Origin of the sequence: Bacillus sp. MUM 13 (assembly GCF_001866725.1) — a bacterium.
Taxonomy (GTDB): Bacteria; Bacillota; Bacilli; order Bacillales; family DSM-1321; genus Peribacillus.
Window position 1 is genome coordinate 1 of the sequence record NZ_MLYQ01000156.1, and the last position, 14,273, is coordinate 14,273.

The 14,273-nt window shown below is 34.4% G+C and carries 16 protein-coding genes and 1 pseudogene; 6 read left to right on the plus strand and 11 right to left on the minus strand.

The genetic code is table 11. From position 1 onward, the window contains the following. Window positions 1–241 precede the first annotated feature (241 nt). The 5 genes and pseudogenes from BIV59_RS22175 to BIV59_RS22195 all read left to right on the plus strand — a co-directional run bounded on the left by BIV59_RS22175 (window position 242) and on the right by BIV59_RS22195 (window position 3,256). Window positions 242–880, plus strand: a complete 639-nt coding sequence (locus BIV59_RS22175; protein WP_071353628.1) for a YdbC family protein — start codon at window positions 242–244, stop codon at window positions 878–880. Between the two features lie 417 nt (window positions 881–1,297). Then, entirely contained in the window at window positions 1,298–1,513 is a 216-nt protein-coding gene (locus BIV59_RS22180; RefSeq protein WP_071353629.1) for a hypothetical protein, read from the plus strand. 112 nt (window positions 1,514–1,625) lie between these two features. Continuing rightward, a pseudogene (locus BIV59_RS22185) lies at window positions 1,626–2,247 on the plus strand (histidine phosphatase family protein). Between the two features lie 98 nt (window positions 2,248–2,345). Beyond that, window positions 2,346–3,080: a nucleotide-binding-like protein gene (locus BIV59_RS22190; protein WP_139194442.1), complete on the plus strand. Its 735-nt coding sequence runs from the start codon at window positions 2,346–2,348 to the stop codon at window positions 3,078–3,080. Continuing rightward, entirely contained in the window at window positions 3,077–3,256 is a 180-nt protein-coding gene (locus BIV59_RS22195; RefSeq protein WP_071353631.1) for a hypothetical protein, read from the plus strand. Before BIV59_RS22190 ends, BIV59_RS22195 begins: the two co-directional genes overlap by 4 nt. 1,089 nt (window positions 3,257–4,345) lie before the next feature. Here BIV59_RS22195 and BIV59_RS22205 read toward each other — a convergent pair. Together BIV59_RS22205 and BIV59_RS24605 are read right to left on the minus strand one after the other, a co-directional pair. After that, entirely contained in the window at window positions 4,346–4,834 is a 489-nt protein-coding gene (locus tag BIV59_RS22205; RefSeq protein WP_071353633.1) for a DinB family protein, read from the minus strand. A 159-nt stretch (window positions 4,835–4,993) separates the two neighbouring features. After that, window positions 4,994–5,245, minus strand: a complete 252-nt coding sequence (locus BIV59_RS24605) for a tyrosine-type recombinase/integrase (protein WP_205684408.1) — start codon at window positions 5,243–5,245, stop codon at window positions 4,994–4,996. A gap of 32 nt (window positions 5,246–5,277) precedes the next feature. Between BIV59_RS24605 and BIV59_RS22210 the strand changes: the two genes are divergently transcribed. Next, window positions 5,278–5,481, plus strand: a complete 204-nt coding sequence (locus BIV59_RS22210; RefSeq protein ID WP_071353634.1) for a hypothetical protein — start codon at window positions 5,278–5,280, stop codon at window positions 5,479–5,481. A 71-nt stretch (window positions 5,482–5,552) separates the two neighbouring features. Here the strand turns inward: BIV59_RS22210 and BIV59_RS22215 are convergent, their stop codons facing one another. From BIV59_RS22215 to BIV59_RS22255, 9 genes are all read right to left on the minus strand, one after another. After that, window positions 5,553–6,107 carry a restriction endonuclease gene (locus BIV59_RS22215; RefSeq protein WP_071353635.1) on the minus strand — a complete coding sequence of 185 codons (555 nt, stop codon included), beginning with the start codon at window positions 6,105–6,107 and terminating at the stop codon, window positions 5,553–5,555. Window positions 6,108–6,131: 24 nt separating this feature from the next. Continuing rightward, a complete protein-coding gene (locus BIV59_RS22220) occupies window positions 6,132–6,434 on the minus strand; it encodes a DUF3895 domain-containing protein (RefSeq protein WP_071353636.1) in 303 nt (100 codons plus the stop codon). A gap of 79 nt (window positions 6,435–6,513) precedes the next feature. Then, window positions 6,514–7,356 (minus strand): SH3 domain-containing protein, encoded by an 843-nt coding sequence (locus BIV59_RS22225; RefSeq protein ID WP_071353637.1) that lies wholly within the window; start codon window positions 7,354–7,356, stop codon window positions 6,514–6,516. Window positions 7,357–7,515: 159 nt separating this feature from the next. Further along, window positions 7,516–7,884, minus strand: a complete 369-nt coding sequence (locus BIV59_RS22230; protein WP_071353638.1) for a hypothetical protein — start codon at window positions 7,882–7,884, stop codon at window positions 7,516–7,518. A 40-nt stretch (window positions 7,885–7,924) separates the two neighbouring features. Further along, complete coding sequence (xerS, locus tag BIV59_RS22235) at window positions 7,925–9,082, minus strand: tyrosine recombinase XerS (RefSeq protein ID WP_071353639.1); 1,158 nt, start codon at window positions 9,080–9,082, stop codon at window positions 7,925–7,927. Between the two features lie 145 nt (window positions 9,083–9,227). Then, window positions 9,228–10,202, minus strand: coding sequence for a DUF3800 domain-containing protein (locus tag BIV59_RS22240; RefSeq protein ID WP_071353640.1), 975 nt, complete (start codon window positions 10,200–10,202; stop codon window positions 9,228–9,230). An 838-nt stretch (window positions 10,203–11,040) separates the two neighbouring features. Next, complete coding sequence (locus tag BIV59_RS22245; protein ID WP_071353641.1) at window positions 11,041–11,745, minus strand: phosphopantothenoylcysteine decarboxylase domain-containing protein; 705 nt, start codon at window positions 11,743–11,745, stop codon at window positions 11,041–11,043. 522 nt (window positions 11,746–12,267) lie between these two features. Next, window positions 12,268–13,491, minus strand: coding sequence for an MFS transporter (locus BIV59_RS22250; RefSeq protein ID WP_071353642.1), 1,224 nt, complete (start codon window positions 13,489–13,491; stop codon window positions 12,268–12,270). Window positions 13,492–13,748: 257 nt separating this feature from the next. Then, window positions 13,749–14,150 (minus strand): helix-turn-helix domain-containing protein, encoded by a 402-nt coding sequence (locus BIV59_RS22255; protein ID WP_071353643.1) that lies wholly within the window; start codon window positions 14,148–14,150, stop codon window positions 13,749–13,751. Window positions 14,151–14,273: the final 123 nt, after the last annotated feature.

Consider the following 14,273-nt stretch of genomic DNA (forward strand, 5'->3'; position numbering starts at 1 on the left):
CCAACTTTTTGAAATTAACCAAAGGTTGGCTAGTTTCTTGCGCTCATTTTCTTCGTAAACTGCTTGATTGTGTTCTTTTCTCTCTAATCAAATCTGTAAAATAAAACAAGTTAGATAGCAATATGGTGAAAAACTGCGTAATTAAGAGATAAGTGTTTGTTTATTGAGGGAGGTTAGTTGCATAAGCAGAACCCCATTAGAAGATAATGGTGAAATTAAAAATGGAGGGGGAGAGCTAATTATGATTATTAAAAGAATTTCTTGTCAGGTAAAGAAAGATCAAATAGACTTATTCTCAAAATTACAAGCACAATGGCAACCTGTAAATACCATTAACGGATTTTTAGGACAAGTTGGTGGATGGAGTATAAAAAATGAATTTACTGCTTGTGTATTTTCCTTCTGGGAAAATAAAGACGTTTATGCTTATTTTATGAATAATGTTCACGACGGTATATTTTTAAACACTAATCAGTCAAGTACATATACATCAATTGATGTTGAATTATTTGAAGAGGTCTTTAATATTCAGGGATTAGAAAAAGACATAGTATCGATTTTAAGAGAAAGTAATTTCATTCGAACTGCATTGTCTAATGTAAAGGAGGGAAGAGCTTCTCATTTTATAGAAACACAAAGTAAAGTTTGGAATTCAGGAATGAAAAAGACTGAAAAAATGCTTGGTGGAGAGTTTGGTTCTTCTGTTAAAGATGATAAACGCTTCCTTGTACTCACTGGGTGGTTAAGTGAAGAAGCACATAAGGATTATATGATTTCATCCTTTTCTGCTTTAAAAAGTCATGCAAAGACCGAATTGGATCTTGAAGGAATTATAGGGGAACAATCACAATTGAAAATTCCTGGCGTGTCGTACCTTTGATATAGAAAGAGAGAGTGCTTATAGAACTACCATGAAAATAAGTTTCTTCAAAATTGGAAAATGGCAATAGTTAAGAAGACCCTACTCAAACGTTTAAAAAAAGAGGAGAGCGATAAATAAAAAGTCTATGGATTAGGGTTGACTGGATTAAGGTCAGTATCAGTATTGACACTTCCTAACCATTTTCATTCTCTGTGGTGAAGCGGTGATTTTTCCGCTTCATGGATGGCTAACGGGTGCTTATGTTAATAAAGGGATGGCGGCGGCTATCCTGTTTTTTTTTATTATGCTAACAGGCAGGATATTTTAACAATTATTACCAACTTTGTGTTTACCTAAATAGAAATTCTATATATATTTAAATAAGTAGATGCTTAAAGAAGAATAAAATTATTTGCACTTTAAGGGGAAAATTGTATGTCACTTGTTGTTACTTTAATTATTTTTACTGGATGTTTGATTTTTGGAATAAAACTCTGGAAAAGAAGTAGATTATTTTCACTTTTTCTTATAGTACCAGTATTCCTCATATTACTTTTTGTAGGATATGGTGTTTTCAATTCTTGGTATCATACAAGAGAAGAACCAATGGATTCATTGGAATTTTGGATTAAGGAAATTGAATTGAAATAATGAAATTAAGTAAAAAAATTGGTAAGATCAACCCAAATATAAAAAGGTTTCCGAAAAGCTTCGACTTTATTTCTGTATTTATAATCTATAAATTCATTTTCTTGGAGGTACTATGAAAACATTTATATATATGATAAGACACGGTGATTCACCAAAAGAAGGGGATGAAAAAACAAGAGGGTTAACTGAAAAAGGTAAATTAGACGCTTTACAAATAGCTGACCTATTAAAAATGGAGAATATTGACGCTGTTATCTCATGCCCATACAGACGTTCAATCCTAACAGTTGAGCAGATAGCTAAAGATATAGGACAAGAAGTATTGATTTTTGAGGATCTTAAAGAAAGAATTTTTTCTACTGAAGGCACTAGAATACCTGACAAAGAATTATTCCCTTTGTTAAATAGGTCGTTTTCTGAACCCAATTTTACATTAGCGGGAGCAGAATCTAATTCTGGTTGCCAGAAAAGATCTATAAAAAGTCTTAAAAGAAATATTAACTTCTTTTCGAGGGAAGAAAGTAGTTTTGGGTACTCACGGAGCAGTGATGACATTGATGCTGGGGTATTATGACAAAAAGTACGATTTGGATTTTTTACATCATACATCAAAACCAGACATATACAGAATGGAGTTTAATGGACAGGAGTTAGTAGAGGTTAAAACTGAGTCAATGATTGAAAATTGCTCTTTATTGAACATTCTTTTTGAACTAAAGAGGTGCGTTAGTTGAAAAATAAACAGAATTAGACCACACATATTAGACATGTCTAATATGTGTGGTCTTTATAATATCAACTGTTTCATTATTTAACCTAAATATAATTTGAAATGGGATTATTTTGGGGAAGGTTAAGAAGAGGAAGAGTTTTTTATATTATTCCCCAAGAGATACCACAAAGAGAAAATGTCGCTGGTTTTCGATTGCCAACAGATTTAGATGGACATACAGTCTTAAGGTATGAAAATAGAAGTGATGATAATTTTAATGCAGCGGTTAATATAGCTTGCCGGGCTATCACAAGAAAAATAAACGAGCTCGGAGTATATCAAGACCCGGTAAAACTTTTGGCTGAGGCTCAAATAAGCAGTGAACAAGATTATGCTATTATCCGTTTGCTTCGTAAATTGACCACAGAACTTTTAGCAAATCCCGAAAATAAGTATCACTATTTAGCCGAAACTGTTTGGTCAGCCTATAAGATTCCAAACTCATTTACCGTTGAAGGGATTGGGGTATGGAAGGCTGAGAAGGAAGGTTTAAGGCAAATTGCAGGGAATGAAGGTCGGGGCCGTTTTTTTGAATTTGGAGTTAATAATAATCTCCAAGAAAATCGTATTATTGTAATGGACTGTTACATGAAATCAGAGGAACTTATACTTGAAAAGAGCACCAGTCCTTTTGATAAAACATACGTATTATGCTATCCTATAGGAAAGCATGTACTGGCAGTAGCCGTTACTGGAAGAGAAAAACTGTCAAAAGAAGTACTCAGTGATATTAATGAACAAAACTATAAACTTCTTGGTACCATAAATGATTTATTTGGAGGTGCTTCAACATGAATCGAATTGTAAAACGAGATGATTCAAACAAAGAGCAAAACCACTATAAGGCTGGTGAAGCTGTATACGGTGTTAAAGCGGTATTCCCCTCCAAAACTGGTGGAGATATAACCGGTGAAATTGTTTACAGAAGAAAAGCTGATTATAGTTATGATCCATACAAAAAGAAAGCATAAGTAATGAAGGGGGATAATATTTTATCCTCCTTTTTTATTGTGTAAAACTGTTAACTTTAGAAAGTACTCGAAAGAGCCAGCCCTCCTTGAAAATACAAAGGTTACTTTATCCCCACTTATATATTGTGTAACTTCACCAGAGCCAACTCCATTAAATTCCGTTCTTGCTGCAGCAACATTTCCCGTATTAGTATACTGCCGTACACCACCACTACTCGTGCCAGTATAGCTTGATCGCGAAACCTAAGCTCCCCAATCAGTTCTCTCTTGTGAAGGTTTAGATTGCCATTATTACTAATATTATCATTTGGAATCTAATATTCATCATCTGAATAGCTCTTCCCGATTGGTTCTATTTTTTATATAGTGTTAGGGTTTCCTTGAGTGAATTATCCCATGTGATAATAACTTTTATACTGTCTCCTTTAGTAACTGAGCAGCCGGAACAATTATTTGAGATATTAATTTTATTACTTTTAATAATTCCCCTTCTTTGATAAGCGTCCTCGCCATTAATGTTAATCTTAACGTCTTTTAAAGTATCCTTTTTTTTATAGTGAAGCACATATTGTCCTTGCTCATTTACGTCTTTTACAATCGTTGCAGTGTAATCACCTCTCCAATGCTTATTAACACCATCATAAATTACTCTTTCGTTACTACTGCACCCAACTAAACAAATATATTAAAATAATGCCTATACCTATTAATTTTTTCATATCGTCCTCCCAAAGTTGTGTCTTAAGACTATTTCATTTTACGATATTTATTTAACAATAAGCTATTTTTCCAGTCCTGTCGTGCGGAATCTTTGGCTTTTAAAATGTCCTTGGATCAATACTCTTCTTATAATTGATTAATCTTTTCTGCATAGTAAGACTGCTTTTTCACCAGATATATCCTTGTAACCTCAATACTGGTATGGCCCATGTACTGAGCCATTTCTTCTATTGGCATTTTGCGATATTTTGCACTATAAATAAATATAAAAAGTCCAATTTCTCAATATTAAAATTAAGAAATTGGACTTTTATCCTCACTTCAGAATAGTGCTCTATAGTGGAATAACTGTAAAGCTAATAAAACTTTTTAAAAGCTGCGTTTCCCTGCCCAAGCTCCTTGCATTTTACTAAGGAATACAATTTGCCCAATATGATATGCGTCGTGCATTACTAAACTCTTCAGTTCAAGCACTAATGGATTGTCATCAGGAATCGGTCTATACAAATCTTCTAGTTTTGATTTTGCTAGTATTTTTTCAAGTTCACGATGAACAGAAAAGTATTCTTGTTTTGTTTCCTTCCAATTTTGAAAGGTCTCAGTTGGTAATCGATATGTAGCGTCATTATTTTCTGCCTTTGGTACATTTGCTGTTTCACCTAGAAAGCGTAACAGAATTCTCTTTTCATAGAAAAGTAAATGACAAACTAATTCCCAAATGGAATGTGCCCCTTCAACTGGTTTCCAAATTGCCTGTTCCAAAGTAATATTCTCTAGTACTTTTTCAAGTGGTGGTATCCAGTCTTCTTTATCTAAGCAGCTTGCCCATTGTTGTAACAAAAGTGTCCTTACATCCATTTTCTATTCCCTCCAATCTTATCCCTTTTAATAGATAATCCCTTTGGTCAATATTCATTTGAGGCATGTTGTTCTGGCATAACTTACAATTTCGAGATGAACCATCTGATTACCTCCCTTACCCAATTGCTGAGCAACGTTAAAAAAGCACACATTTTATTACATTGCAGCCAGTCTAAGACCGAATAAATGGCGCAAATTATGAGCGTGTGCCTTTGATAATTCCACACCAGCTGCCTTTGCGTATTTCTTCATGTCATTATGGACTGTTTGCCGGCTGATCGGGCCACGTTGGCCAACGAATAATGCTTTGGTTGTGCTCGAGAACGGTTGAACCCGGAGAAAGTAGTAAGAAAGAGCCGTGTTCAAAATATCATTTTCTATTTCATTTATACAGGAAATTAGCCCCACTATGGAGAATATTACCAATAAGGAGGGCTATTATGAAGAACTATTTTAAAGGGAATAAACCAGTAAAAGTCAAAATTGATATTTGTCACGATTATATACATATTTATAGCGGTATATATCAGAAGCCTGTTAAGATTAAGAATTCTCTCTGTGAAGATCCAAATGGTTTGATGAATGCGATTAGCACATTTGAAGAGTTAAATGGATTCAAAATAACCGGTGGTTCCGAACTTTAATTAGCAAAAGTGCTATCTTCTTGATAGCAGCTAATGCTAATTTAGTTTTATTCAAGGCAAATCATTCATTTCTACGCAATCTTTTTATTTAAAATCCATTTTATTAAATGATCTCGATTGTACAATTGAACATTATTTGTTACAGCAAGCTTCTTTGCAGCTTCCGTATAATAGCTGTTTGTGACAACCCAAGCTTCTGTCCCTTTATAGTGAGGAACTGCAGATACGACCTCTTGCACTGCCTTTATCCCAACATTTTTGGAGTATCTTTTCGCCTGAACTACAATAGTTTTACCACCTGTACTCTTAAGAATTAAATCTGCACCAAAATCACCAGTAGATTTAGTTAAACTTACCTTATAACCTTTTTGAGTAAACAGTAGTTCCAGGTATTGCTCAAACTGGGTCCCGGTCATTTTATCTATTTGATGAATGCCGGATCTTTTTAGGTGCTTTTGATAAAGGAAGGAGCTAATACCCCTATAAAAAATTATGATTAGTATCAAAAAGAAAAAGGTTCCTGCAGCCAACATTATATTACTAGTTTTAAAAAATATCCAAAAGCTTAATAAAACAATAGCTCCCCAAATTAAGTCTTCTAAAGCTTTTTTCTGTTTCTTATTCATAATAGCCCTCCGGATTATATGAAGTTATTCCATTTTGTATATTCGGTCCGTTTTTTCATTATCTTCAGCTAACGACAATTTCCCCTGTTTCACAAAGTCATCTAAAATTTTACACACTTTATGAAAATCTTTTGGTTTATCAGTTGAATAACGTTCAGATGATATTTTATTTTGCTCTATCAATTGCTCACAGATATCCCTAGCACTAATCTGACCTTTTGATATAAGGGTAAGTATAAAATTTTCCAAAGGGCTTGAGAGAGGCGGGGGAGGTTCTACCGTTTTATTATCTTCAAAAAGAAGAGACTCGAAAGAAATCTGATTCATAGTTACGTTCACTCCTAAAATTGTCCTGTATACTCTACTGAAGTTTTCTTTTCAAAAAGGCCATCTTCACACACAGCTCTTATTTTGAAACGTACATTACCCCTCCGCCCATGCGGACCTTTAAACCATCATACTTAATAGCTGTTTCATAACTTTTCGCGCCATCCATGTATCCTTGTCTTACAAATTTCTCTGCAAGAATTTTATATGATTTAGGGAAGTATGGTTTCAACATTACTTTAAGTAAATACTCACCTTCTGGCTTTCTAATCCCTCTATGGTTATCAAAACCAAACCCCATTTTACTGCTGCTATAGAACTCTTGATAGACCACAACCTGATCATATATAGAATTTGGATTTTTAATATTATCTCTTTCAAAGAAAATCGAACTATTTTCATAAGGTAACCCTAATGTAGTTGCTAATGATTTTAATTGACCAGCTTTCGTTGAAGCAGACCAAGTATTAGTGACTCTAACTTTATTAAGCTTAACCATATCAACAGGTAAAACATATGAATTGGTTGGTAAATAATATCCTTGGGATGCTTTTGGTGCACCTGGAATGTTACTAATTGAAGCGACGAGCGTTTTTGTACTTGATGTCGTTGTTTTTTTCACATGAGCACTCGAAACATAACCATAACCTTTCCCAAATTTAATCTTGTACCATCCTTTACTACTGCCTATCACTGAAACTTTTGCATTTTTCTTCAACAAGCCAATGGCCTTAGCCTTCGAACTAGTTGTTGAACGAACATTCAAAGCTGATGCAGTTACTTGTCCTGAGAATTTAGAAAAGGCTGCTTCTGCTTTACCTATAATGATGGTTTTTTCAAAAAGGTTCTCCAGCGGTGATAATCCTGCAGTTGTTAATAATGAAAGTCCAAGTGCCAGTGGGATAATTTTTTTAATTGCCAATGGAATATCTCCTCTAATTTAAAGTAGTTAGATATGTAATATGAGAATAGTTAAAAGGATAGATAATTGAGCAGGTCACTATAGGATTTTCTTCTCTTACAAATTTAATTGTCCAATTCACAGCTAGATGCTTAGAGGGGGAGTTGGGTTCTCCAGATATTATTTTTGTAATTTAGAAAGTATATTATTTTTCATTTGCTGAACTCCACTGACAATACCGTCTGAAAGAGGCATTAGCCATTGCTGCACTTTTTCCTGAGCTTCATTTAACTTAGACGATGCTAAATAAGTGGTAATTGAGGGGGGAGATACAAAGCAATACTTCCAGGCTGGTATACTGATTAATATCTCAAATTTCCCTCTCATTTCCCCAGGAAGAAACGTGACAAAAGCTTCTACGTATGATGGAGCAGAGTCAACCTCTATAAACAGCCGTTCAGTGTAGGGAAGAAACTGTTCATATAAGCCTTCAGCTACACGGGAGTTGGAAACAATAAAATCATCCAATTTAATTTCCTTATCTTTCATTCTATAACCTCCTTTATTGTTTAGGTTGAGCGTATGAACGTTAACCATTTCGTGAGGACTCAATAGCCTCCATAACGGCTTTTCTTTCTTTTTTAGAAAGGTTAGTATATTTCTGTGTTGTCTCTATGGAATTGTGCCCCAGCTGATCTCTGAGCAAAATGATATTTCCACCTTTTTTAATAAAATCTCCAGCGAAAGTATGTCGAAGTTTATGCGGACTAATTACTTTCCCCGTAGAAAACTCATCTTGCGCGAAAAATGCTTCAGAATATTTACTAACAAGGTTTTGGATTGCACGGACTGAGATGGGCTGAGCTGTGCCTTTATAGCGTGTAACAAAGACGTAGGGAGTAGAAGCAGCCCCGGGATACTTTATCTCCCTTATTCGCAAATAAGCCTTTAAATCATCCAGGGAGGAGGTTAGGACATCCACGGTGTCTGCCTTATTTCCTTTTCTGGTTATATCAATTTCATTTTGCTGAAAGTTAATTTCTTTAAGGGTTAATCCTGCTATTTCGCTTACGCGCACTCCGGTACCAAGCATCATACTAATTAATGCGATATCCCGTTCCTTATCTCGGAGGAAAGGGGCTTGCTGTTTTTTCTTTCCCTGTAGAGTAAGAATCTTTTCGTAATCAAATTTAATAAAGTTGAGGAAATCCTCAATTTCTTCATCATTTAGAATAATGGAGTTGATCTTTTTTGCACGCCTACTTGCCGATTCTTCTTTTTTATGGATTTTAATCTTATTAAAAACGTTACGGTAAAAATAACATTCTCCGGTTTCGTCGTCTTCAGTTTCTTGAGTTAAATAGTTAAAGAGAGATTTAAGTGCATTTATGTTTCTGTTAACCGCATCTTCACTTCTTGTTTTTGGCTCCAGGTTTGGGTTAGTTTCTAATTCGGAAGCGTTAATAATTTCATTCTCCAGAAACTCTTGATAGAACTCCACGCTTTTTTTGCTTAAAGTCTGCAAATCCTCTAAAGAGATGTTTTTTATGGTAGCAGCAGAAGAGATACCTTCAGAAATAAGCCACGAGAAAAACTTTACATACTCATGTAAATAGCCAAGCAGGGTAGAGGAAGAGTATCTAGCACGTTTTTTTGCTTCTATGTATTCGATCACATAAAAGGGCATTAGGGGGATTAAATTTTCAATCCTTTTAGCATGAATCAATTTTTCTCTAGTTCCAGCCAAATCAAATCAACCTTTCTATAGGTAATAAGGAAAGCATGTTTTTGTTTATACGTGTTGTTGTTTATAGGATAAGGTCAAATTTATTCAAACTTTGCGTTAAATGCAATTTTAACGAACACCTGTTCTTGTTTTATTTGTAGGTGAATTACTCACGGTTTAAAAAATAATTACGACCGTCACCAGTGATTTGATCTTTGTAACCTAATAGTTGATTAAGCATTGTGTTAGGATATCCCATTTTTTCTCGTAATTCTCTTGTAGTTAAGGAAGGGGACCCCTGGATAACCTTCTGCAATCGCGTGATTTCTTCAGTATCATATTTACTCTTATAAATAATAAAGGGGGCAACATGTTCTGAAATATTTACTGGGGTAAGTTCTTCTCTACCAGTCCATTCAAAGAGCTTAATGTTTTCTTGAAATTTAAAAATATTGTCTTTTTCAACAAGGAAGCGATAAATAAGATCGCTTTTTATTTTAGTATTATCCGAGTCTTCTAAATAACTTTTTTCTAGAAGGAAAACAACAATACCCATAAAAGTATCAATTATCTGAAGGGGAATCGATTTTTTTGAATCCTGAGAGAAAACCTTGTTTACTCGATAATTTTTGTTTCGATAAGCAGAATGAGCATTCATTTGTTCAATTAACTTTTCGTGAAGTTTTATCTCATCATATTCGTCATTTTTATCAATCTTAATTTTTACATTTATGTATTTTTCGTTCTTTGGATCTTCAATATGTGATAGGCCACGTGTTACTCCATAAAATAAGCGTTCCGGTATCTTAATATAAAATAGATTTCGTAATTCTTTGGTAGTTAGACCGATTTTTTCTGCAGCCGCTAAAGCGTCTAGATTATTAACGATTAATATGTTGATCCGAAGTTCTTCATTAATGACATGGTTTAAAACCTGGAAGTATTTTTTTATATTCCTGTCTTTATTGTATTCAGCAAAATGCAACTCGCTTTTGGAATTGAACTTTTTATATATGCTTTTTGTTTTTTTTACAATGGCAGCAAGTGATTTATCGGTAGCTCCATAAGCGCCATAATAAGAGAAATCCTTATTGAATTGGTCGATCTTATTGGATTCATCAAAATAGATTAAATAATTCATGGATAAACTCCTTAATCTGCTTCATAGGTATTGTTCATTCTTCCTGGTTTGACTTCAATAAAAAAACGTGGTTAAATGATAAATAAGAACTGTTAGTTTCTCCGCTACCGTATAGGCCGAGCTGCTAGCCGACTGATCGGAAAAAGCTTTTCCACGCTACCGTATAGGCATGGCTGAGCTTTTACACTAAAAAGACTAAGGTTTTTCCTTAGTCTTTTTTTATTATAACAAAAATCATTGGTATTTTCAACAGATGTTCGTTAAATCAGAATTTAGCGTGAAGTTGTTAACGAAGGTCTCTTCCAAGTGAGGAGTAAGTGATAGCTCCCTTTTGGTTATCCTTTGAGATACGCTCATACTTTCACCATTAACCCAATTCGGAGTACATCACTTGCTCGTTCGTTGTTTGGAAACACTATAAATTGTTCAGCCCTTCATGGATTTATTCCATTACTATGTCTTCTGCTGACTTCTTGTGACTAACCTTTTTCGACTGTACTTTCGTATATCCGCAAGACCTCTCAGAGTAAGACAACTATCTTTCCTCTTTTACCCGCCTGATTTACCTACAAAGTTACGCACATCTTTTGGACTTTGACTTGCTATGGAGCCTTATCCCTTTGTAGAGCCTTAATATCAGATTTTTGTTCGTCGAGCCAAGATTTTATTCCACGCTTCCTCCAGCCCTTATCTCACGATGAGTACCTTGCGTTTCCTTAGTGGTTGGTCGATGTGTACCCCCACAGTGGACTTTCACCACCTAGATAGTTGCCATGCCTGGCACACATAAAAAAAGGGTTGCCGAAGCACCCAGTCTTACCTTCACTATGAATTCAGATTAATATATGTTAATTACATTTTCCGATAATGGAAATTGTTTTTCTATCATTATAGCAATGGATTTAGCCGTTTCCTCTTTACTAATACATTCACAAATGTCTTGGTCCTTATTTATTATGTAGTGTGTTGCTCCAGTAGTTGATAACGAGTCGGAATAATTAGCAACCATAAAATCTGCCGATGAAGTATTCATTCTAGTTACAGCTCTTTCTATGAGTTCCGTTTTATTTAGATTACTTTCCAATTTAAAACCTACCAACATTACATCTGGTTTCCATTTTTTTATCTGATTCAACACCTTTGGAGCCCTTTTTAGATGAATAATTGGTGGATTGTCACTTGTTATTTTCCCCTTCTTGGACAGTATTTGTCCTTCTTGATTAACCATTTTATCCACTACCCAATCAGACCCAGCAGCAGCCATAATTACAACATCGATTTGTTTTTCTAAAATCAGATGTTTCATTTTATCTTGAAGTTCAAATATTCCCTCAAAGGGTTCTAAATGAAGGTTTTGCTGCTCTAGATTACTCGGTAATGCAGTGAAATAACCGTGTAAGTAGGTTACATTTGCTCCTAACGCTAAAAATTCTTCAGCTATCATTTTACCTATATTACCTTTTGCCAAATTCGTATGACCTCGGACGTTATCCCACTTCTCTATACATCCACCACTACTAATAAGAACATTTTTGACAAGCATATTGCATCCCCTCTCAAGAAATCAACAAATTATACCACTGGATTCGTTATCATATAAAAAAATATTCTGCTTCTTAAACTCCCTCAGTGTAGTACGATTTTCTCACGAATACTCGCCTATTTGCAGGATTTCAAACCCCTTTAATTAGGGTAACCGGTTGATCAAAATGATCGGAGTACCAGGTTTCTTCAACAAAAGGGCACTGACCCATCTCGTTAGCATAACTGTCCTCCACCCCTTAGATAGGTATGACGAAGGAATGATAGGGCAAATGAACCGTTGAGACAGGGTGCGAAAGCCTCCAGGGGTGGCGTGGAGCATGTACATCATATGCTAAAATGTGAATTTAGATGTAACTCCTTTATTTAACTATGCCTTCACGGAGCCATAATGACCTGAACTCATTTCATTTAATCGTTAAATCCATATCATGGGTTATGAAATCCTGCGAATAAGCGAGTATTCGTGAGAAAACTGTATTAAACTGAGGGAGTTCATTAAGATATTTTAAGTGTTGTCATTTTAGCCAGTAATTGATTTTTTATTTTCTTCAAAATAAGCAGCCTTTGAAGGAATAAATATGGTAATGAAAAGTAGGGTTGCAAGAATTGCTCCGACAAAAGAAAAAATAATACAAACAACTTGCAATGAAAACCATTCTATTGTAAACCCTAAAAGCAGTGTCAATCCAATTTGAATTATACCTTGAACCATATCTGCAATACTACCGAACCTTCCCATAATTGTTACTGGTACATTACTTTGAAAAAAGGTAGCATATCCTGCATTCGCAAATGCCATAAAGAAGCCTAAAAATACAAATGCCAATGTTGCGGTTATAAAGTTAAAAGATGCATAAAACAAAACATATCCTATTGATGTCAGTAACATTCCAGCACCTATAAATATCCTTAGTTGCAACTTCTTAGATACAACGGTAGCGACAGTAGCTCCTCCCAATGCCCCAATACCAGTAATACTTACAATTAAGCCATAATCTCTATCAGACAACTCCAAGTGCTGTTTAATAAAAGTAACCTCTTGTGAGTCTAGTGCAAAGCCAATTAGCATTGCACATTGAAACAATAAATAAACTGATACAAAGAACTTTGCAATCTTAGTAAATTCCCTAACTGCATTCCAATCATTTATTAGAGTTTTCCACTGAACTGGTTCTCTTATATTATCTAGATCTTCATCAACGTCAGGAAGAAGATAGATGAAAAATGCACAAATTATAAAAGTAATGGCATTAATTACAATGCATAATTCTGTCCCTACATACATAATAAGTATCCCTGAAATAGCTGGGCCTAATAAAAATGCACCGGAGCTGGCCAAACTCATAATCGAATTAAATCGTTTTCGATTTACAGGAGGTACCAGCTTTGTTATGTAAACGGAGGAACTTGGACCAAAGAATGAACCGGCAATATTAATCATTAAAAGGACTGTATATATAGTCCTTAATGATGATATGAAAGGAATCACAAATATTAAGACACCTCTTATAATATCAATAGAAATCATTAATCTTCGTTTATTAACACGATCAATGACACTCCCAGACCACGTATTAGTGATTAATACGGCAATTGGCCTTATAATATAGAGCCCCGCAACTGCTGTTGCAGAGCCAGTTAAGTTTAATATCGAAATATTAAGTGCAATTAAGTAAATCCAATTTCCCAAATATGAAATCCCTATTCCTGATATTAAAAGAATAGGATTCTTCCAACTGGTCATTCACTCACCTTTTTCCCTTAAAGAATTACTTCTGTATCTGAACAAACTCATTATTGGTAAAATGTTACACATTATATATAACTAAATAATACCATTTTATTTCATTACAGATGCAATAAAAATTTCATGTCATATACAAACCAGAATTAAAGCAACCACAAAAAAACTCGTCCCAATGAACGAGTTTTTATCTTTATAAACTGTTGTCGTCTAGTAATTTTATTTTAACTTTGAGAATTAATACAGTCCTCATTTAACTAATTATATGACTTTTTATGTGAACTGGTAATATCCTTAAAGGTACCTCCAATTGGATTAACTCTTCCTCCAGGTTGATCCAAGTTGATTTGTCCAACAGGATTCACAGGAGATGAAGTATTTGGCTGGGTTAAATTAAGGGAAACATTTACTTCTACACCTAGAGCGTCCGCAATCTTTTCAAGTAAGCCGATTGATATGTTTTGTTCCCCTTTTTCGATTCTTGATATTGCACTTTGTTTTGTATTTAATTTATCAGCCAACTCTTTTTGGGATAAACCTAAGATTTTCCTTAAAGAAATAATTTGTTTAGCCACTTCATTTTCTAATTTATTTACTTCCTCTTGGCTTTTGTCTTCACCTTCTTTTTTATTTGTAAACTCACCTTTAACCTCACTCATATTTGTACACCATCCTTTGTTTTTACTTTTTTTACTTGAACTACATTACTTCATTCAAAAATAGTAAAAAGATATTTTAATCATTAATAATTTATTCGTTGCCAAAATATCACATATATGTTA

Excerpts from the sequence above, each read along its gene's own strand:
- BIV59_RS22175 (WP_071353628.1), top strand. The coding sequence starts at position 242 with ATGATTATTAAAAGAATTTCTTGTCAGGTAAAGAAAGATCAAATAGAC.
- BIV59_RS22180 (WP_071353629.1), top strand. The coding sequence starts at position 1,298 with ATGTCACTTGTTGTTACTTTAATTATTTTTACTGGATGTTTGATTTTT.
- BIV59_RS22190 (WP_139194442.1), top strand. The coding sequence starts at position 2,346 with ATGGGATTATTTTGGGGAAGGTTAAGAAGAGGAAGAGTTTTTTATATT.
- BIV59_RS22195 (WP_071353631.1), top strand. The coding sequence starts at position 3,077 with ATGAATCGAATTGTAAAACGAGATGATTCAAACAAAGAGCAAAACCAC.
- BIV59_RS22205 (WP_071353633.1), bottom strand. The coding sequence starts at position 4,834 with ATGGATGTAAGGACACTTTTGTTACAACAATGGGCAAGCTGCTTAGAT.
- BIV59_RS22210 (WP_071353634.1), top strand. The coding sequence starts at position 5,278 with ATGAAGAACTATTTTAAAGGGAATAAACCAGTAAAAGTCAAAATTGAT.
- BIV59_RS22215 (WP_071353635.1), bottom strand. The coding sequence starts at position 6,107 with ATGAATAAGAAACAGAAAAAAGCTTTAGAAGACTTAATTTGGGGAGCT.
- BIV59_RS22220 (WP_071353636.1), bottom strand. The coding sequence starts at position 6,434 with ATGAATCAGATTTCTTTCGAGTCTCTTCTTTTTGAAGATAATAAAACG.
- BIV59_RS22230 (WP_071353638.1), bottom strand. The coding sequence starts at position 7,884 with ATGAAAGATAAGGAAATTAAATTGGATGATTTTATTGTTTCCAACTCC.
- BIV59_RS22240 (WP_071353640.1), bottom strand. The coding sequence starts at position 10,202 with ATGAATTATTTAATCTATTTTGATGAATCCAATAAGATCGACCAATTC.
- BIV59_RS22245 (WP_071353641.1), bottom strand. The coding sequence starts at position 11,745 with ATGCTTGTCAAAAATGTTCTTATTAGTAGTGGTGGATGTATAGAGAAG.
- BIV59_RS22250 (WP_071353642.1), bottom strand. The coding sequence starts at position 13,491 with ATGACCAGTTGGAAGAATCCTATTCTTTTAATATCAGGAATAGGGATT.
- BIV59_RS22255 (WP_071353643.1), bottom strand. The coding sequence starts at position 14,150 with ATGAGTGAGGTTAAAGGTGAGTTTACAAATAAAAAAGAAGGTGAAGAC.